Source organism: Sphingomonas sp. (assembly GCF_019242355.1).
GTDB lineage: Bacteria > Pseudomonadota > Alphaproteobacteria > Sphingomonadales > Sphingomonadaceae > Sphingomicrobium.
Map to the genome: position 1 here is coordinate 1 of NZ_JAFAVR010000134.1, position 18,210 is coordinate 18,210.

Genomic DNA, 18,210 nt, shown 5'->3' on the forward strand with positions numbered 1-18,210 from the left:
ATCCCGCACAACGGTGTCCGTCCGAGCAAGAGGCGTCGCGTCTAAGCGTCAGGCGCGCCGCTGCCGCGGCCTCGCAATGCCGCGGCGAAACTAGATTGTATCGGCGGGAGACGTCCCGCCAAAGGGCAGGAAGACAAATGGCCGTCAACGCAAAGAACTGGCAGGAACTCAAGAAGCCCAACGCGCTCGAGAAGAGGCCGGGCGGCGACTCCCGCCGCCGCGGCGTGTTCGTCGCCGAGCCGCTGGAGCGCGGCTTCGGGATGACGCTGGGCAACTCGCTTCGCCGCGTGCTGCTGAGCTCGCTCCAGGGCGCCGCCGTGACGTCGATCAAGATCGACGGCGTGCTTCACGAATTCTCGAGCCTCGCGGGTGTCCGTGAGGACGTCACCGACATCGTGCTCAACGTGAAGCAGATCGCTCTGCGCATGGAAGGCGAAGGTCCGAAGCGGCTTCACCTCAGCGCGACCGGCCCGGCCGAAGTTACCGCGGGCATGATCGCGACCTCGGGTGACATCGAAGTCACCAACCCGGACCTCGTCATCTGCCACCTGGACGAAGGCGCGACGCTCAACGCCGAGCTGACCGCCGACATCGGCAAGGGCTACCAGCCCGCCGCCGCCAACCGTCCGGCCGATGCCGCGATCGGCCTGATCCCGGTCGATGCCCTCTATAGCCCGGTCCGCCAGGTCGCCTACAAGGTCGAGAACACCCGCGTCGGCCAAGAGCTCGACTACGACAAGCTGACGCTGACGATCGAGACCGACGGCACGGTGACGCCCGAGGACGCGCTGGCCTATGCCGCCCGCATCCTTCAGGACCAGCTGCAGCTGTTCGTCCACTTCGACGACAGCCAGGTGCGCTCGGCTCCGTCGCCGATCATCGGCGCGACCGCGGCGATGCCGGTCGAGACCCAAACCGACACCAACCAGCTCAATCGCTACCTGCTCAAGAAGGTCGACGAGCTCGAGCTGTCGGTGCGCAGCGCCAACTGCCTGAAGAACGACAACATCATCTACATCGGCGACCTGGTTCAGAAGACCGAGGCGGAAATGCTCCGCACGCCGAACTTCGGCCGCAAGAGTCTCAACGAGATCAAGGAAGTGCTCGCCAGCATGGGCCTTCGACTCGGCATGGACATCCCCGGATGGCCGCCCGAGAACATCGAGGAAATGGCCAAGAAGTTGGAGCAGGAGATGCTCGGCTGAAGCGCCGGGCCTGGCGAAGCGGCTGCGCTGCAGCCGTAAGCTGGGCAAGAGACGAGTCACGGGATCTACCACTCCCATGACGGCCTCTTCGAGGCTCGACGGACAAAGGGCCGCTTCCCACGGGGGGCGGCCCTTTTTTCATGTCCAGCGCCGCGGTGCCCGGCAACATGGTTAACCGGATTCGACCTTCCCGGGAAATTAGCGCACAATCCGGAGCTTACGCGCCCGTCCCTTCGTTGCAGGCGAGGTCTCGATGGACAGTTTCGAAAGTTCTCAGCCGGATCATTACGCGACGCTCGGCCTTGCGCCGGATGCCACCGGCAAGGAGGTCGAGGAGGCGTTCCACGCCCGCGTCCGCCAGCACCTCCAGCATGCGAACGTTGCCGAGAAGCCGATCCGCGAGCGGGCCCGGCAGGTCGGGCTTGCCTATGAGACGCTGCGCGACCCTGCCAAACGGCGCGCCTATGATGAAGCGCGAGCGGCCGCGGAAGCCGAGCCGGATGCCGGCACGGAGCCAGTGGCGCGCGAGCCCCAGCGGCCGGTCATGTTCGCCGAGCCGGAGGTCCAGAACGCCCGCGCGGGGGAGCTGCGGTCTGGCGCTGTCGAGGCGCGACAGGCCGAGGTCCCGGACGAGCCGGAGGTAGTCCCGCGGCCGGTGGTTGCCGCGCCTCCTGTCCAGCCGGTCGACGACATCGTCGAAGAGCCGGCCGGGCCGGTCCCGCCGCCGGTGGTTGCCGCGCCTCCTGTCCAGCCGGTTGACGATGTCGCCGAAGAGCCGGCCTGGCCGGTCGATGACGCTCGGACTGTGCCGGAGGCTGCTCCCGAAGCCGTCGCTCCCGTCGATGAGGATGAGCCGGTAGCCGCGCCCGCGGCCGGCGCAGCGCTCGTCGCCGCGAGGGATGCGCAAGGCGCGGACGAAACGGGGGTCGTGCCCTGGGAAGCCGAGCGATCGAGCGGCCTCCATCGCGGCGTGCTTGCTGCGGGAGCGCTGGTGATTGCGCTGGGCATCGGCGGCCTGCTTCTGATGCGTGGCGGCGGCCATCCCGCACAAGCACCGTTGCGCAACGTCCCGCAAGTCGCCGCGAACGCCCCCCCGACGACGACCGGATCTCCGGCCACCGTCCAGGCGCCGCCCGCATCGACGGTCGCGCCCACGGCTGTTCCCTCCGCGCCGACTGCGCAATCGGTCGCCACTCTCGGAACGGCCGAGTCCCGGCCTGGCAACACGGTCGTTGCGGTCGCGCGGCCAGGCACCGCGATCACCTTGCCCCTTCCGCCGCCCGTTTCAACCACCGCCGAAGCCAAGCCGCCGCCCGCGCCGGCACCAGCACCCGCGCCCGGCGCTTCGGGCAGCAGCGCGGCGACGCCCGCCGCCCCCACGCAGCAGGCATCCGCGGCCCCGCCCGTTGCCGCCCCGGTCGCCGCGCCGCCGCCACCGGCGCCGCCAGCGAGGGCCGTGCAGCCCTTCCCGCGCTGGCTCGGCGGCGGCATCATGAACAGCGACAACCCGCGCGGAGTCTTCCAGGGAACCGTCGGAGTCCGCTTCACGGTCGAGCCAAACGGCCTCGTCAGCGGCTGCCGCGCGGTCTCCAGCAGCGGTGATCCGTCACTCGACGCCAGGACCTGCGGGCTGGTCGAGCAGCGGCTTCGGTTCGCCCCCGCCCGCAACTCGGCCGGAACGCCGATGGCGAGCGAAGTCCGGACGACCTATACGTGGGGGCGCGTGACCCGCCGCCGCTGACCGGAAGTCGAGCGGTTCGCGTCGCAGCCTGGCGCATGCGCGTCGTCTTGAATCTTCGCCCGACATCCTCATGTTCGGGACGTGATCGCCGGGGGTTGGAGTGCTGTCGTGAAGCGTGTTGTGTTTGCGGCTGCGGGCGCGGCGACCCTTGTCATGATCCCGGCATATGCGTCAGCTCAGGCCATGGCCGGCATGACCATGCCGATGCCGGCGAAACCGGTAATGAAAGCGAAGGCGAAGGCGAAGGCCAAGGCGAAGGCGAAGGCGAACGCGCCAGGCAGAACGGTCCCGCCGCACAAGCATTCGATCGCCAGGACGCACGCGAGCGCGGGTCATGCGCCGCGTTCGGCGGCCTCTCCAAAGCCGCTGCCGATGCCGGGAATGACGATGCCGATGGACCATCCGTCCGGGCAGGGCATGCCGATGCCCGCCTCGCCGGCGCCCGGCGGCGCGATGGACCATGGCGCCATGGGAGCGATGGCCATGCCGATGCCCGCCTCGCCGGCACCCGGCGGCGCGATGGACCATGGCGCCATGGGAGCGATGGCCATGCCGATGGGCGGCCAATCCATGCCGATGAGCGACCATGCGATGGCGATGACCGGCGCGCTTGGTTCCTATCCGATGGCGCGCGAAGCCTCGGGCACGGCGTGGCAGCCTGACTCTTCGCGCGACATGGCGCTCAGAGCCATGAGCGGCGGCTGGATGCTGATGGCGCATGGCGTCCTCAACCTCGTCGCGGATAGCCAGTCGGGACCGAGGGGCGACGACAAGGGCTTCATCAGCGGAATGCTGATGGGCATGGCCCAGCATCCGCTGGGCGACGGGACGCTCCAGCTCAAGGCGATGCTGAGTCCCGATCCGCTGATGGGGCCGAGCGGCTATCCGCTGCTGCTGGCGAGCGGCGAGACCGCCAACGGCAGCGAGCGCCTGGTCGACCGGCAGCACCCGCACGACCTTTTCATGGAGCTGTCCGCGTCGGCATCGCAGCCGCTGGGCAGCAAGAGCAGCGTCTTCGTCTACGGCGGCCTGCCCGGCGAGCCGGCGTTCGGGCCACCGGCCTTCATGCACCGCGAGGCGATCATGGATTCGCCCGAGGCTCCGATCACGCACCATTGGCTCGATTCGACTCACATCAGCTTCGGCGTGCTGACGGCCGGCCTCGTGCTCGATCGGGTCAAGATCGAGGCGAGCCGGTTCAATGCGCGCGAACCGGATCAACATCGTTGGGACATCGAGACCGGTCCGCTCGATTGGACCGCGCTTCGAGTGTCGTGGAATCCGACCCGGACGGTTGCGCTGCAGGGAAGCTGGGGGCGGTTCATCGATCCCGAGCAGCTCGAGCCGGGCCTGAACCAGACGCGCTGGTCGGCAAGCGCCTTGTGGGCGGACGAGATCGCGCCCGACTGGCGAGCGGCGGCAACCCTGGCCTGGGGCCGCAAATCGTCTCAAGGGCACAATGACGATGGCGCCGCCGTGGAAGCATCGGTCCAGCACGCCGCCTGGACCGTGTTCGGGCGCGGCGAGGCGGTCGAGAACCGCGAGTTGGCTGCGGCAGGCGACGGGCCGGCCTTCCGGGTCGGGAAGATCTCGGTGGGAGCGATTCGCGATTTCCGCATCGCCAGCCATCTGCTGGCCGGAGTCGGTGGCCTGGCGTCCGTCGACTTCGTGCCCGGCACGCTTGCGCCTTCCTATGGCGGAAACCATCCGACCGGCGCGATGGGCTTCGTACGCGTCAGGCTCAATTGATTTTTTGCTGATTTTCTGTCGTAAACTGCAGCAGATGAGCGAGCGGTTCGAACGGCACCGGCAGCCATGGCGCCAGGACGAGGTCCAGAAGCTCCACGTTCTTGCGGGCAAGGGCATGGCGCTGAAGGCGATCGCCAAGGCGCTGACCCGTAGCGAGGAGTCGGTGAAGCAGCGAGCGAAGGAAGACGGGGTCCGGATCGCCAAGCTGCGGTAGGGAGGGCGGTCGGCCCGGCTGGACTAAGTTGCATCCAGCAATCTATCTAAGGCGCTGATTCGGACGCATGAATCAGCTATCGGTCCGGTCTGGTTTGGGGGAACTATGGCTTCGGCCGTCAGAATTGGATTGGAGACGCGGACCGTGGCTGGAGGCCGATCGGATCTGCCTGGAGCGACCGACATCCAAGCTCGGATCGCCCGGCTGAGCTCGGGACAGCTCGACTGCCTGCGGCTGGTCGACGCGCATCACTCCTCGAAGGAGATCGCGGCCGAGCTGTCGATCTCGCCGCACACGGTCGACCAGCGCATCCGGGGCGCGCTCCATATCCTGGGGGTCGAGCGGCGGACCCAGGCGGCGCGCCTCGTGGCGCAGCACTGCGGACCATATCAGCGCTTGATACATCAATCGCCGCACATTGGCGGCGACCAGCCCAGCGATCATTCCGACGGGGCGGTCAGACTTCAGATTCGGCACGCTGACCGTGCAGGGGAGGACGAAGGGGCCGGTTTCCGGACCGAGCAACGGGCCGTCGCCTTCGTTCCTTCCCTGCAACCGCCGTTCGCAACCAGGAGCCACCCCCGGAATGAGATGAGCGTCGGCAAGAGGCTGCTGTGGATCGCGGTCATCGCGATCGGAGCGGCGTTCTCGGCGGGCATGTATCTCGCCGGGCTCGAAAGCCTCTCAAGGCTGCTTCACAGCTAGGCAAGCGTCGACATTCGGATCGGACCGACAGCCACTCCGGCGCGGCAGCGCCGGGGAAGGAGCAGTCATGCGCAAACAAATGATGGAAAACGCCGCTTTCGAAGTCGCCACGCAAATCCGTTCGGTCGAAGAGAGCATCGAGACCGCGCTGGTCGAGCTCGCCGAGCTCCAGACCCGCATGGTCCATGCGCGCAGCGTCACCAATGCCAACATCAACAGCAGCCACGCCGCGTTCGAGCAGCTGGCCGCGACGACCCGCGACCTGATCGCCGCACGCGGCAGCATCGGCGGCTGCCATTCGGCGCTGGTCGAAACCAAGAGCACGATCCCCGGCCTGCGCACGGTTGCGTTCGGCGACGACGACTGCCCGCCGGCCAAGGCGACCGTCGATCTTCGCGTCGTCGCTTAACGGACGTTGACCGCGGGGCCCTGGCGTGTTCGGGAACGGCTAAGCCATGGCCCCGCTGTTCTTTCGCATCCTGCTCGCGCTCGTCGCGCTCTACGCCTTTGTGCGAGGGAGCCGCGACGAGCGCGACGTCGGCGCGATCTGCGTCGTCGGTGCACTGATCACGCATTTCGCCTGGTCGCCCCTGCACGATCGATTCACGAACGTCGAAATCGGCGTGATGGCGGTCGATGTCGGAGTCCTCGCAGGCTTCCTGTGGGTCGCGCTGCGCTCCGACCGGTTCTGGCCGCTGTGGGTCGCGGGGCTTCAGCTGACCACGATATTCGGCCACGTCATGAAGGCGCTGGACAGCGCCCTGTTCGGCCGCGCGTATGGCGCGGCACTGATGTTCTGGAGCTATCCGATCGTGCTGATCCTCGCCATCGGCACCTGGCGCCAGCATCGCCGCTCACGCAACCTTGCTGAGGGAACGGGCCTCGCCGCCTGACGCGAGAGTCCTAGATGCGGCCGAAGTTCTGGTTGGTGACCTTGCGGCCGAAGCCGGCCGGGCCCGCGCGGGTAACGAGCGGGTTGGTCGCCTGGTCGAACAGCGCCACGGTCTTCGCGAACAGGCTGCGAAGCTCGACGACCTCGGGAACGAGCTCGTCCGGGAAGCGATGGGTTTCGACGCACAGCCGCGCGGTCGATTCGATCAGCTCCGCGATCCTTGCCAGCGGCTCGGCGCCGAGCTGGCGCGATTCGCCCTTGATGGTGTGCGCAGGCAGGACGAGCGCGACGGCGTTTTCCTGGCGCATCGCATCCTCGATCTGCGACACGGACTTGGCGCCGTCTTCACGGAAGTAGCTGAGGATCCGGATGAATCCGGGCCCGAGCTCGGCGCGGTTCTTCTCGAACAGCACCCAGTCGACGATTTCGGCTGCTTCGTCGGTCAATGTCTCGTCCCTGTATCCCGATAAGGTCGGGCATGGTCCCGTCCTCTCCGCCTAGGCGCGGAGTGGTAAAATTTGCCTTACCGAGGCGGCTTAGCCGCGCGAGCGATCGAAGGGATTGGAGCGGCCCCGGAACTCCAGCCGGAGCGGCACGGCGCCGAGCCCCAGGTCACGGCGAAGCGCGTTGACGAGGTAGCGGCGATAGCTTTCGGGAAGCTCGTCAGTGCGGTTGCCGAACACGACGAAGCTCGGCGGGCGGGTCTTCACCTGGGTCACGTAGCGAAGCTTGATGCGCTTGCCCTTGGGGGCGGGCGGCGGGTTGGCCTCGGTCGCGGCCTCGAACCAGCGATTGAGCTCGCCGGTGCCGACGCGGCGGCTCCACGCCTCGCGCAGGTCGAAGGCGACCTCGAGCAGGGTGTCGGCGCCCTTGCCGGTCTTCGCCGAGACGGTCAGCAGCGGAACGTCGCGAAGCTGTGCAAGGCCTTCCTGAAGCGCCGCCTTGACGCCGTTGAAGAGAGACGAGGCGTTTTCAGCGACATCCCACTTGTTGAGCGCGATGATCAGCGCGCGACCCTCCTCGATCACCTGATTGGCGATCCTGAGGTCCTGCGACTCGAGACCGCGCGTCGCGTCAAGCAGGAGGACGACGACCTCGGCATAGTCGATCGCTCGGCGGGTATCCGCTGCGGACAGGCGCTCGAGCTTGTCCTCGACCTTGGCGCGCTTCCTGAGGCCCGCGGTGTCGACGAGTCGGACGGCCCGGCCCTTCCACTGCCAGTCGAGGCTGATCGAATCGCGCGTGATCCCGGCTTCCGGGCCGGTGATCATTCGTTCCTCACCCAACATCCGATTGACCAGGGTCGACTTGCCGGCGTTGGGGCGGCCGACGATGGCGATCTTGAGCGTCGGGTCGGCCTCGGCATCCCGGCCGTCCTCGTCCGGCTCGTCACGCTCGACGAGCGGCAGAAGGGCCTGGAAGAGGTCGGCAACGCCCTCGCCATGCTCGGCGCTGATCGCGACCGGATCGCCAAGGCCGAGGCGGAAGGCGTCGAGGAGGCCGGACTCGCCGGAGCGGCCCTCAGCCTTGTTGCCGACGACGATCACCGGCGTCGATTCGGCGCGGAGCCAGCGGCCGATCTCCTCGTCGAGCGGAGTCAGGCCTTCGCGCGCGTCGATCAGGAACAGAGCGGCATCCGCGTCGCGGACCGCAGCCTCGGTTTGCTGGCGCATTCGTCCAGGGAGCGTCTCAGGATCCTCGTCCTCGAAGCCGGCCGTGTCGATGACCCGAAAGTCGAGCCCGAGCAGGCTCGCCTCGCCCTCGCGGCGGTCGCGCGTCACGCCTGGACGGTCGTCGACCAGCGCCAGGCGCTTGCCCACCAGGCGATTGAACAGGGTCGACTTGCCGACGTTTGGGCGGCCGACGATGGCGACGGTGGGCAGAGGCATCGGGCGCGCCTAGCCGATGGACGCCGCCAATGCGAGGAGCCGAGCGACGCCCTAGCGGAACGCGGTCAGTCGACCCTGGTCGTCGAGGATGAAGAGGGTCGAATTGGCGACGACCGGCGGCAGGCTGATGTCGGCGCCGGCGCTGGTCTGGCCCTGGAAGGCGCCGGTCGCCGGGTCGATCGAGACGATCGCGCCGTTGGAGCCGGTCAGGATGAGCCGGCCGCCGGCCAGGATCGGGCCCGAATAATCGATCTCGCCCTTCTTCGATTTCGCCTTCACGTAACGCGGCAGCTTCTGAATCCAGCGGATGTGCCCGTTGTCGCGCGAGATGCACAGCAGACGCGCATCGGACGTGACGACCCACAGCCAGTCGCCGGCGACCCACGGGGTCGAGATGCCGGCAATATTGAGCTCCCACAGCCGCTGCCCCGAAGTGATGTCGAGAGCGACCATGCGTCCGCCCTGCCCGATCGCGAACACCTGGCCCCGGTCGATGACCGGATCGGCGTCGATATCGGCAAGCGAGGAGACGCTGGTGGTGACGCTGGTGCGCTGAAGGATGTCCTGCCAGACCTGGCGGCCATTTTCGTAGCGGTAGGCGTTGAGCTCACCCGACGAGAAGCCGGCGACCACGGTGCCCTGGCCGATCGCCGGCGAGGCCGAGCCGAACACGCCGGCGACCTCGAGCGACGCGGCTTCCGACCAGTTGGTCGAGCCGTCCGAGGCCTTCAGCGAGTAGATCTGATTGTCCTGGCTGACGACGTAGATCGCCCCGTTGGCGACCGATGGAGCACCGCGCAGCGGACCGCCCGGGCGGACCTTCCAGATCACGCCGCCGTTGCGGGCGTCCAGCGCGGTCACGTAGCCGAGGCCGTTCGTCGCGTAGATGATGCCGTTGTCGGCAGCGACTCCGCCGCCGTAGAGCGATGCCTCGTTGCCGCGGTCGACCGGGGTCGGGGTCTCCCACGCTCGCGCACCCGTCTGCACGTCGAACGCCCGAACGATCCCCTGCGTATCGATGACGATGACGCGGCCGCCCGCGACGATCGGCGATGCCGCGAGCCGCGCGGTTAGGCTGCTGCCGCGACCGGCCGGGACCGTGAAGACGCGCGCCAGCGTGCGGCCGAGAGCGACATGCCCGATGGACTTCGTGGCGGCGCCTCCGGACTGGGTCCACTCGCCGTTCACGACCGGGTCGGGAAGCGTCATCGGCTGGGCGCTGGCCGCGGGGTCGACGGATATGTCGCCTTCGGTCGACAGGACGTCGATCCGCTGGCCGAGGACCGGCGTACTCGGCGTGCCCTTCTTGAAGATGCCGCAGCCGCTTGCCGCGAGCAGCGCGCCGAGGAGCAATCCGGCCTGAAGGCTTTTCCGTCTGGTCATCATCTATCCTATAGTACGGGTGCTGCCGGGATCGCGTCGCTTGCATCGACCCCGAGCGTGCTTGCCATCTGAACGGCGCGGCCGCGGATGCCGTCGGAAACATCCTTGTCCCGGGCAAGGGTCGCGAACAGCTTGCCTGCCTCGGCGGCCCTGCCTTCCTTGACGAGGGCGATCGCAGTGAGCTCGCCCGCGCTTCCGAACCACGGATTGCCGGGGCTTGCGAGCGGCTGCAGACGGGCGATGACGGCCTGAGGCTGCATCGAATCGAACTCGAGCGCGGTCTGGCGAACGAGGGCGAGGTCGCGGAATGGCGGCGGCAGCCCGCTGTCGGCGGCGATTGCGCGATAACGGGCAATCGCCTGCTTGCTGTCGCCCTGCTTGAGCGCGACGGAAGCGAGGCCGAACTCGGCCGTCGCGCGAACCGCGGCGCTGCCGCTGTTCGACAGGTCGCCAAGCTGCTGCGCGGCGCCGCTGGTATTGCCGCGATCGAGCCGGACGTTGATCTGGGCGAGCTGCTCGACCTGACCCTCGGCGCGCTGGCCGCGATACTGGTGCCAATAGATGATGCCACCGCACAGGACGAGGAACAGGACCACCGCGCCAATCAGCAGGCCGGCATTGCCTCGAACGAAATCGCGAGCGCGGTCGCGGCGCAGATTCTCGTCGACTTCGCGAACGAACGTGTCGCTCATGTCCGGGGGTTGCGCCAAATCTGCCTCGAGAAAGAGTGGATCGTCCGTGCCGGCGGCTTCCTTCCCCACCGCAGATGAACGGAAGCTGGTGGCGCACCGTCTATAGAACGAGCGGTGAAACGCAAGATTTCAGGTGCGCGGCGGCGCGCATGTTCATCAAGCGGCGGTCAGCTCCCGCTCTTCGGGCGGTAGGTCTGGCCGGAGGTCGGGAAGCTCCGGTCGCGGACCTCCGAGGCATACATTGCGGCGGCCGCGCTGATGCGGGCGGCGAGGTCGTCGTAGCGCTTCACGAAGCGCGGCGTGCGCTCGAATACCCCGAGCATGTCGTCGGTGACGAGGACCTGGCCGTCGCACTCGGCCGATGCGCCGATGCCGATGACCGGGGGCGCGACGTTTCGTGCAACATCAGTGGCGATGTCCTCAAGGACGCCTTCGACGACGATGCAGAAGGCACCGGCATCGGCGACCGCGCGCGCATCGGCGAGGATCTTGCGGGCTTCCTGCTCTTCTCGCCCTCGGGCGCCGTAGCCGCCAAGCACGTTCACCGCCTGCGGCGTGAGGCCGACATGGCCGACGACCGGGATTCCCCGGCCGGAGAGGAAGGCGATCGTCGGCGCCATCGCCTCGCCGCCCTCCAGCTTCACCGCTGCGCAGCCGGTCTCCTTCATGATCCGTGACGCACTTGCGAAGGCCTGTTCGGGCGATCCCTCATAGCTCCCGAACGGCATGTCGACGGCGACCAGCGCATGCCAGCTGCCGCGGACGACGGCGGCGCCGTGCGCGCACATCATCTCCATCGTCACAGGGATGGTCGAAGGCAGGCCGTAGATCACCTGGCCGAGGCTGTCCCCGACGAGCAGCATGTCGCAATGCGGATCGAGCAGCTGGGCCATGCGCATCGTGTAGGCCGTGAGCATCACGATCGGCTCGGCGGTCGCGAAGCCGTTCTCCGCGGGAAGCTTGCGCGACCGGATCGCGGGCACGGTGGTCCGCTTGCCGGGTACCGGTGACGGCGTCGCCCGGCTGGTGCTGGTGTCGATGGTGAAGGTCGACATTGGTCGCCCTCTAGCGAGCGCCGGTTAGCGGAGCCAGCCCTGCCGCCGCGAATGACGCGCGAACGCACAGGTCAGGGCGACCAGGGCGATGACGATGACGGCGGCCACCACATCGCCGGTCTGAACCGCGGCGCGCACCCCCGGCACGATGGCATAGGGGAGGAAGGTGAAGACGGTGGCCACCAGGGACACGAGGAGCACGGGCACGGCCGCACGCCATCGAACCAGCAGCACGAGAGCGCCGGCGAGCCCGGACCACACCGCAAGCGTGTATGCCAGCTTCATCCAGGGCGGGCGAGCGATGTAGAGCGCGCGCTGGGCGGGCTCGAGCGAGTGCGGATCGGTCATCATGTCCATGACCATGCCGGCGCAGCCGACCGCCATGAACAAAACCGCCGCGATGGCGGCGGCCCAATACCAGCCGGGAACCCGTCGAACATTCGTCGTCGCCATGGCAAATCCCCCGTTTCGCCGACCGTCGATGTAGCGCAATCGGCAAGTGGGTTCAAAGCCGAACGGTTATTCCTGGCCCAGCCGCTGTTCCCAGCCGGCGCCTTGCGCGAGCGAGATCGAATCGAGCACGGCCGTGCTCTGGTCGCGAAGGATGGTGAAGGCGCGGCGGATCGCGCAGCTCGCCTCGTCCTGGCAATCGCCGCAGGGCGCATAGAAGTTGACGCTTGCGCAGGAGACGAGGGCGATCGGGCCCTCCAGACTGCGAACCACCTCGCCGAATGAGATCTGGTCTGGCGCCCTGGCGAGCTGATAGCCGCCCTTGGGCCCGCGCGCGCTCTTCACCAGCCCGGCCCGCTTGAGGTCGAGCATGATGAGCTCGAGATATTTGGGCGGCACGTGCTGGGTCTCGGCAATCCGGGCGAGCTGGACGGGCGAGCCGCCGCCCTCTTCCACCAGGAACAGCAGGGACCGGAGAGCATATCGGGTCTTCTGTGCGAGCACTGGCCAACCCTAGCGCGGGGCCGCGCGAGCGCAATGGCCGCGCGCTCCCGCCCTGCTCGCGGCCCCGAGCGCGAGTGAACTTTGCGTCATCTGAACATCTCTTCATCGCCGCTACAGGCCGGTGAGATGCGGCCGGGGCTAACCCGCAGCCGCTTGCTCGACCGCTCGGCGTGGGAAGTTCCCCTCTCGCGCCGGGCGGACCAAGCACGGACCGATGAACTGCATTTAACGCGCAATTCAGCGCCATGCATGACCTGCGTCCGTAGAGCCTCGACTACCCCCGGCATCCTTGCCGGACTCTCATGGAGGACCATAATGAAGACGTTGATTGCATCGCTTGCGGCCCTCGGCCTGGTTGCCACTCCGGCTCTCGCCGCTCCGGCCAAGACCGCTGCTGCGCCGGCAGCCAAGAGCACCAAGACCATCACGACGACCAACAAGGCCGGCACGGTCAAGGCGACGACGACGGTGACGACGAAGGTCACGCCGGTGAAGAAGGGCTCGGTCAAGGCCAAGCACCACCGCCGCGTCCGTCACCACTCGAAGAAGGTTGTGAAGTCGGCCGCGAAGCCCGCCAAGACCACGACGACGACGGACACCTCGACCTCGACCAGCAAGTAAGAGCCGAGCAAAGCGAACACCGCGCGGTGCGGAACGTCATGCCCGACGAACCGACCCAGCCGCGCCGCGCGGTACCGCCCGATCCCACGGCATTGCCGACACCAGCCAGTTGGACGTAGACGTTCATCCGGGAGGGCCAATGGGCCGCAAGATCCTGCTTGTCGAAGACGATTCCGAGACTGCCGCCTACCTCTCCAAGGGCCTTGGTCAGGAAGGGCACAGCATCGAGATCGCAAGCAACGGCCAGGAAGGGCTGTTCCGCGGTAGCGACGGAAGCTTCGACCTCATCATCCTCGACCGGATGCTGCCGGTGCTCGACGGAATCGCGGTGCTGAAGGCGCTTCGGGCCGCGCAGGTCGCGACGCCGGTGCTCGTGCTGTCGGCGCTAGGATCGGTCGGCGACCGCATCGACGGCCTCGAATCGGGCTCGGACGACTATCTGGTGAAGCCCTTTTCCTTTGCCGAGCTGCTGGCGCGGGTGAATGCCCTGCTCCGCCGCCGCGAAGCGCGACTCAATCCCGCCGATCACCGGCTGACGGTCGGCGACCTCGAGATCGACCCCCTGTCGCGGTCGGTGAAGCGCGGCGGCAAGAAGATCGAGCTGAAGCCGCGCGAATACCTGCTGCTAGAATATTTCGCCCGCAACGAGGGCCGCGTCGTCACCCGCACCATGCTCCTGGAGCAGGTCTGGGATTATCACTTCGACCCGGGCACCAATGTCATCGACGTCCACGTCAGCCGGCTCCGCCGCAAGCTCGAGGACGGGTTCGAGCGACCGCTGCTGCACACGGTGCGGGGCGCGGGCTACATGCTGGCGGCCTAGAGCGCCTTGCCGACCAGCGTCCGGATCGCCTTGCTGGCGGGGCTTCTCGCCCTTCTATCAAATCTTGCGGTCCTCGGGTTCATCTATTGGCGAACCCATGACGAGGCCGCCTCCGCCCTGCAGCGCCAGGTCACCGAGCAAGGCGCCGTCCTGGCCGATGTCTACCGAACCGGCGGCATGCCGGCGCTGACCGATGCGATCCAGGACAGCACGTCATACGGCGATCCCCAGACGGCGGTCGGGCTGTTCGACGGTTCCGGGCGGCAACAGATGGGCAACCTCGCGACGCTGCCCCACACGACCGAGCCGGTCCGCGACGGTTTCAGCAATGGCCTGCTGCGCTTCCAGGGCGAAACGACGCCGGAAGCGGCGGCGCTGGAGTTCCGTCGCCTCCCGACCGGCCAGTGGCTGGTCAGCGGCCGGACCGTCGGCGACAGCTTCGCGCTTCGCCAGACGCTTGAACGCTCGCTTCTGATCGCGCTCGCATTTGCGCTCCTGCTCGGCCTCGCCTGCGGAGTAATCCTTGCGAATTATGTCAGCCGACGCATCGGCGGCATCGTCGCGGTGACCAACCGGATCACGGCGAAAGACCTCAGCCGGCGCGTGCCGTTGACCGGCAATGGCGACGCGTTCGACCGGCTCGGCCACCGGATCAACGAGATGCTCGACCGAATCACGGCGCTGATGGACGAGCTTCGGATGGTGACCGATTCACTCGCGCACGACCTTCGCTCCCCTGTCGGCCGGCTGCGCGCGGCGGCGCATGCGGCGGCCGAGACTGGCGATCCGGCCGAGCGAGACCAGGCTCTCGCCAACGTGCTGCGCCAGGCGGATTCACTGACCCGAATGCTTGCGACGGCGCTGGAGATCAGCCGGTCGGAAGCAATGACTGGCCGCGAGCAATTCGCCTGGTTCGACGCCGGTGAGCTGACCAGCGAGCTTGGCGAGATGTACGATCCGGTGGTCGAGGAAGCCGGCGCGCGGCTGGAGATCGAGCGGCCGCGCGAGCCGCTGCGGCTGTTCGGGCACCGGCAGCTGATCGCCCAGGCGGTCAGCAACCTGATCGAGAATGCGATCCGCTACGGGGCGGCCGGCGGCCATATCCTGCTGGTCGCCGGAAAAATCGGGCAGCAGCTGACGATCGTCGTCGCCGACCGCGGACCGGGCATCCCCGCCGAACGGCGGACCGAAGCGCTGAAGCGCTTCGGCCGGCTCGATTCCAGCCGCTCGGATGAAGGCGCCGGGCTCGGGCTGGCCCTGGTGCGGTCGATTGCCCACCTTCATTCCGGCGAGCTGGTGCTCGACGAGAACGCGCCGGGCCTCATCGCGAGCCTTCAGCTGCCGGTGTCGGACGACCCGGCGGCGGAGCCGGCCGACGCTTCGGCGGGCTGACGCTCATTCTGCTGCGGCGGAGCGTTGCCGCCGCGCGCCGTCCGCCACGCAGCCGCGCGACGGCTCGTTCGTTGTAGCCGCGACAGTGGCGACGCGCTGCTTTCACGGGAATGGAGACTGGACTCATGGCACATGGATATCTCGGCGACGGCTACGGCAAATATGGCGATCGCGATCCCGACGGCGGTCACGACGACCGGCGGAGAGAAGGGCGCGACGATCAGCGTGGCGAGTGGCGCGGAAGCTGGCGCGGCGAGCAGCAAGGCGAATGGCGCGACCGCCGCTACGATCGCGACGACAGCGACCGCGGGCGATTCATGTTCGAGGGGCGCGAGCGTGAACGCGGCTGGGATGCCGACCGCGATTGGTCGGAGAACCGCGGCGGCGGCTTCTTCGCTCGGGGCGCCGGCGGGCACGGCGGAGAGGACCGCTACAGCACCCGCGAGCGTGGCGGACAGGACCGCTATCGGAGCCAGGACGATCATTACCTGAGCTGGCGCCAGCAGCAGATGGACGCGCTCGACCGGGACTATCGCGACTATTGCCGCGAGCGGCAGCAACAATTCCACAGCGATTTCGACAGCTGGCGCCGCAATCGCCAGTCCGGAAGCGGATCTCGGCAATTCGGACAGATGGACGAACTGGAGCTTACCGCCCAGCACAACATGGACGGCACCGCCGGCGCAAGCACCGATCCGCGCAACGCACCGCAATCAACGACCGAGCCCGACAGCACGGCGACGCTCGGAACCACCAATAGCGAGAACAGCAACACCGACTTCAGGAAGCGCTGACCATTGAGCGACGCCGGCAGGCGCGGTCCGCACCCCGGCCGCGCTTGCCCTTGCGCATCTGAACGCCGAGACGACCATCATGCCGCCCGCGACCCTGATGCGCTGCATCCTGGGGAAGCGACGCTGGCCAGCCGGGCGTCCCCGGGGCGGCTAGCCTTCGATCACGAGCTTGGTGCCGACCGTCGTCATTTCGTAGAGCTTTGCCGCGAACTTCAGCGGCAGGCGGATGCACCCGTGGCTGGCCGGGTGGCCGGGATTGGGCCCGGCGTGGAAGGCGATGCCCTTGGGGTCGTACATCTGCATGTAGGGCATTGGCGCATTGTCGTACTTGCGGCTGTAACCGAGCTTCTTCTTTAGCATCACCGACCAGAAGCCGAGCGGCGTTTCCCTGCCCTTGCGGCCGCTGGAGATGGTGGCGACGCCGACGAGATTATCACCGCGATAGACGTAGAAAAGCTGCGCAAGCAGGTCGACGACAATGCGGGTGTCCTTGGCGTCCGGGATCGTAGCCGCCCAGAGATACTGGCCGGGCTTGAGGTTCAGCGGCCCGAACAGGGCGACGGCATCCTGATGCGCGCGCGGCGCGTCACCCTCGCTCCACTGATAGGGACTCGGGGCGGCCGGTGCCGGCGGCGGCGGAGCCTGCACGACCTTCGGTGCCGGCGCAGTCTCGCAACCGGCGAGGAGCACAACCGCGGCAATGGCAGGAATCCACCTGATCAGGCAGGAGTTCTTCGTCATCCCGGCTGATCATCCGAACGGCGCGCGCCGAGTCAATGTCGCGGCAAATGCCAGGTTAACAGCGCTCAGAAAAAAGTGTCGAGGAAGGCGCCCGCTCCGCCTGACAGGGCGACGATCTTGTCGGTCGCCTGACGATAGAATTTGAAGTTGAGCTCAGTTTCCGGGCGTCCGTCCCTCCAGCGATCGAACGGCTTGAGCTCGGCGCGCCCGAGGCGGCGCCGGGCGATTCCGGTCCGTTCAACGGCGATGCTCACGCGCGGCGTGTAACGGTCGACACCGGTGGGCTTGGGGGAGGGGATGGCCAGGGTGACTCTACCCCGCGCGACGAGACCCTGTCCGCCGCCATTCTCGCTTGCGAAGATATAGACCGTGTCGCCGGCGGCCACATGCTTGCCGCCGTACATGGTCTTCTGAGCGTCGAAACCGAAGTGTGGAGCGGACGCGTCCAGCACCGCCGCCTTGATTGCGTATCTCACTCCCACTCGATCGTTCCGGGCGGCTTCGACGTGTAGTCGTACACCACCCGGTTGATGCCCTGGACCTCGTTGACGATGCGGGTGGCGACGCGGCTGAGGAAGGCGGCGTCGAACGGGTAGACGTCGGCGGTCATGCCGTCGACGCTGGTCACCGCGCGAAGACCGCAGACATAATCGTAGGTGCGATAGTCGCCCATGACGCCGACCGTCCGGACCGGCAGCAGCACGGCGAACGCCTGCCAGATCGCGTCGTAGAGGCCGGCGTTGCGGATTTCCTCGAGATAGACGGCGTCGGCCTTGCGCAGAATGTCGCACTTGTCCTCGGTGACTTCGCCGGGGATTCGGATGGCGAGGCCGGGGCCGGGAAATGGGTGGCGGCCGACGAAAGCGTCGGGCAGGCCAAGCTCGCGGCCAAGCTCGCGGACCTCGTCCTTGAACAATTCGCGCAGCGGCTCGACCAGCTGCATGTTCATGCGTTCGGGGAGGCCGCCGACATTGTGGTGGCTCTTGATCGTCACGGACGGACCGCCTGTGAAGCTGACGCTTTCGATGACGTCGGGATAAAGGGTGCCCTGCGCCAGAAAGTCAGCGCCGCCGATCTTCCTGGCCTCGGCCTCGAACACGTCGATGAACAGCTTGCCGATGGTCTTGCGCTTGGCCTCCGGATCCGTGACGCCGGCCAGCGCGTCGAGGAACTCCTTCTCGGCGTTCACGTGCACGAGCGGAATGTTGTAGTGGCCGCGGAACAGCGCCACGACCTTCTCGCCCTCGCCCATGCCCAGCAGTCCGTGATCGACGAACACGCAGGTGAGCTGGTCGCCGATCGCTTCGTGGATCAGCACGGCAGCGACCGCTGAATCGACGCCGCCCGATAGCCCGCAGAT

21 protein-coding genes are annotated in these 18,210 nt (G+C 67.6%); 11 read left to right on the plus strand and 10 right to left on the minus strand.

Annotation, left to right across the window (positions count from 1 at the left end; translation table 11 throughout):
- Positions 1-137: 137 nt before the first annotated feature.
- The 7 genes from JOZ79_RS06310 (at position 138) to JOZ79_RS06340 (ending at position 6,507) form a co-directional block, all read left to right on the plus strand.
- Positions 138-1,205 carry a DNA-directed RNA polymerase subunit alpha gene (locus tag JOZ79_RS06310; RefSeq protein WP_294072116.1) on the plus strand — a complete coding sequence of 356 codons (1,068 nt, stop codon included), beginning with the start codon at positions 138-140 and terminating at the stop codon, positions 1,203-1,205.
- A gap of 253 nt (positions 1,206-1,458) precedes the next feature.
- Entirely contained in the window at positions 1,459-2,946 is a 1,488-nt protein-coding gene (locus JOZ79_RS06315) for a TonB family protein (protein WP_294072119.1), read from the plus strand.
- Between the two features lie 108 nt (positions 2,947-3,054).
- Entirely contained in the window at positions 3,055-4,695 is a 1,641-nt protein-coding gene (locus tag JOZ79_RS06320) for a hypothetical protein (RefSeq protein ID WP_294072122.1), read from the plus strand.
- 34 nt (positions 4,696-4,729) lie between these two features.
- Positions 4,730-4,909, plus strand: coding sequence for a hypothetical protein (locus tag JOZ79_RS06325; RefSeq protein ID WP_294072125.1), 180 nt, complete (start codon positions 4,730-4,732; stop codon positions 4,907-4,909).
- Between the two features lie 144 nt (positions 4,910-5,053).
- Positions 5,054-5,614, plus strand: coding sequence for a helix-turn-helix transcriptional regulator (locus tag JOZ79_RS06330; RefSeq protein ID WP_294072141.1), 561 nt, complete (start codon positions 5,054-5,056; stop codon positions 5,612-5,614).
- Between the two features lie 67 nt (positions 5,615-5,681).
- Complete coding sequence (locus JOZ79_RS06335; RefSeq protein WP_294072143.1) at positions 5,682-6,023, plus strand: hypothetical protein; 342 nt, start codon at positions 5,682-5,684, stop codon at positions 6,021-6,023.
- Between the two features lie 46 nt (positions 6,024-6,069).
- Positions 6,070-6,507 (plus strand): hypothetical protein, encoded by a 438-nt coding sequence (locus JOZ79_RS06340; protein ID WP_294072146.1) that lies wholly within the window; start codon positions 6,070-6,072, stop codon positions 6,505-6,507.
- A 10-nt stretch (positions 6,508-6,517) separates the two neighbouring features.
- Here JOZ79_RS06340 and JOZ79_RS06345 read toward each other — a convergent pair whose 3' ends face one another.
- The 7 genes from JOZ79_RS06345 to JOZ79_RS06375 form a co-directional block, all read right to left on the minus strand.
- Positions 6,518-6,952 (minus strand): Hpt domain-containing protein, encoded by a 435-nt coding sequence (locus tag JOZ79_RS06345; protein ID WP_294072148.1) that lies wholly within the window; start codon positions 6,950-6,952, stop codon positions 6,518-6,520.
- A 90-nt stretch (positions 6,953-7,042) separates the two neighbouring features.
- Positions 7,043-8,395 carry a ribosome biogenesis GTPase Der gene (der, locus tag JOZ79_RS06350; RefSeq protein ID WP_294072150.1) on the minus strand — a complete coding sequence of 451 codons (1,353 nt, stop codon included), beginning with the start codon at positions 8,393-8,395 and terminating at the stop codon, positions 7,043-7,045.
- A gap of 51 nt (positions 8,396-8,446) precedes the next feature.
- Positions 8,447-9,778: a PQQ-binding-like beta-propeller repeat protein gene (locus tag JOZ79_RS06355; protein ID WP_294072153.1), complete on the minus strand. Its 1,332-nt coding sequence runs from the start codon at positions 9,776-9,778 to the stop codon at positions 8,447-8,449.
- An 8-nt stretch (positions 9,779-9,786) separates the two neighbouring features.
- Positions 9,787-10,470 (minus strand): tetratricopeptide repeat protein, encoded by a 684-nt coding sequence (locus JOZ79_RS06360; RefSeq protein WP_294072155.1) that lies wholly within the window; start codon positions 10,468-10,470, stop codon positions 9,787-9,789.
- A gap of 167 nt (positions 10,471-10,637) precedes the next feature.
- Positions 10,638-11,525 (minus strand): 3-methyl-2-oxobutanoate hydroxymethyltransferase, encoded by an 888-nt coding sequence (gene panB, locus JOZ79_RS06365; protein WP_294072157.1) that lies wholly within the window; start codon positions 11,523-11,525, stop codon positions 10,638-10,640.
- A 24-nt stretch (positions 11,526-11,549) separates the two neighbouring features.
- On the minus strand, positions 11,550-11,978 hold the full coding sequence (locus JOZ79_RS06370; RefSeq protein WP_294072159.1) for a hypothetical protein: 429 nt from the start codon (positions 11,976-11,978) through the stop codon (positions 11,550-11,552).
- Between the two features lie 66 nt (positions 11,979-12,044).
- Entirely contained in the window at positions 12,045-12,479 is a 435-nt protein-coding gene (locus JOZ79_RS06375; RefSeq protein ID WP_294072161.1) for an Rrf2 family transcriptional regulator, read from the minus strand.
- 315 nt (positions 12,480-12,794) lie between these two features.
- Here JOZ79_RS06375 and JOZ79_RS06380 point away from each other — a divergent pair, with 315 nt between their 5' ends.
- The 4 genes from JOZ79_RS06380 to JOZ79_RS06395 all read left to right on the plus strand — a co-directional run bounded on the left by JOZ79_RS06380 (position 12,795) and on the right by JOZ79_RS06395 (position 16,109).
- Positions 12,795-13,100 (plus strand): hypothetical protein, encoded by a 306-nt coding sequence (locus tag JOZ79_RS06380; RefSeq protein WP_294072164.1) that lies wholly within the window; start codon positions 12,795-12,797, stop codon positions 13,098-13,100.
- Positions 13,101-13,239: 139 nt separating this feature from the next.
- Positions 13,240-13,923, plus strand: coding sequence for a response regulator transcription factor (locus JOZ79_RS06385; protein ID WP_294072166.1), 684 nt, complete (start codon positions 13,240-13,242; stop codon positions 13,921-13,923).
- Between the two features lie 6 nt (positions 13,924-13,929).
- Positions 13,930-15,315 carry a HAMP domain-containing sensor histidine kinase gene (locus JOZ79_RS06390; RefSeq protein ID WP_294072168.1) on the plus strand — a complete coding sequence of 462 codons (1,386 nt, stop codon included), beginning with the start codon at positions 13,930-13,932 and terminating at the stop codon, positions 15,313-15,315.
- Between the two features lie 125 nt (positions 15,316-15,440).
- Positions 15,441-16,109, plus strand: a complete 669-nt coding sequence (locus JOZ79_RS06395; protein WP_294072171.1) for a hypothetical protein — start codon at positions 15,441-15,443, stop codon at positions 16,107-16,109.
- Between the two features lie 150 nt (positions 16,110-16,259).
- Here JOZ79_RS06395 and JOZ79_RS06400 read toward each other — a convergent pair whose 3' ends face one another.
- From JOZ79_RS06400 to guaA, 3 genes are all read right to left on the minus strand, one after another.
- Positions 16,260-16,850: a L,D-transpeptidase family protein gene (locus tag JOZ79_RS06400; protein ID WP_294072173.1), complete on the minus strand. Its 591-nt coding sequence runs from the start codon at positions 16,848-16,850 to the stop codon at positions 16,260-16,262.
- Between the two features lie 65 nt (positions 16,851-16,915).
- Complete coding sequence (locus JOZ79_RS06405; RefSeq protein ID WP_294072176.1) at positions 16,916-17,326, minus strand: hypothetical protein; 411 nt, start codon at positions 17,324-17,326, stop codon at positions 16,916-16,918.
- The coding region (gene guaA, locus JOZ79_RS06410; RefSeq protein WP_294072179.1) for a glutamine-hydrolyzing GMP synthase at positions 17,323-18,210 on the minus strand (888 nt) is incomplete at its 5' end. The genes JOZ79_RS06405 and guaA, both read right to left, overlap by 4 nt.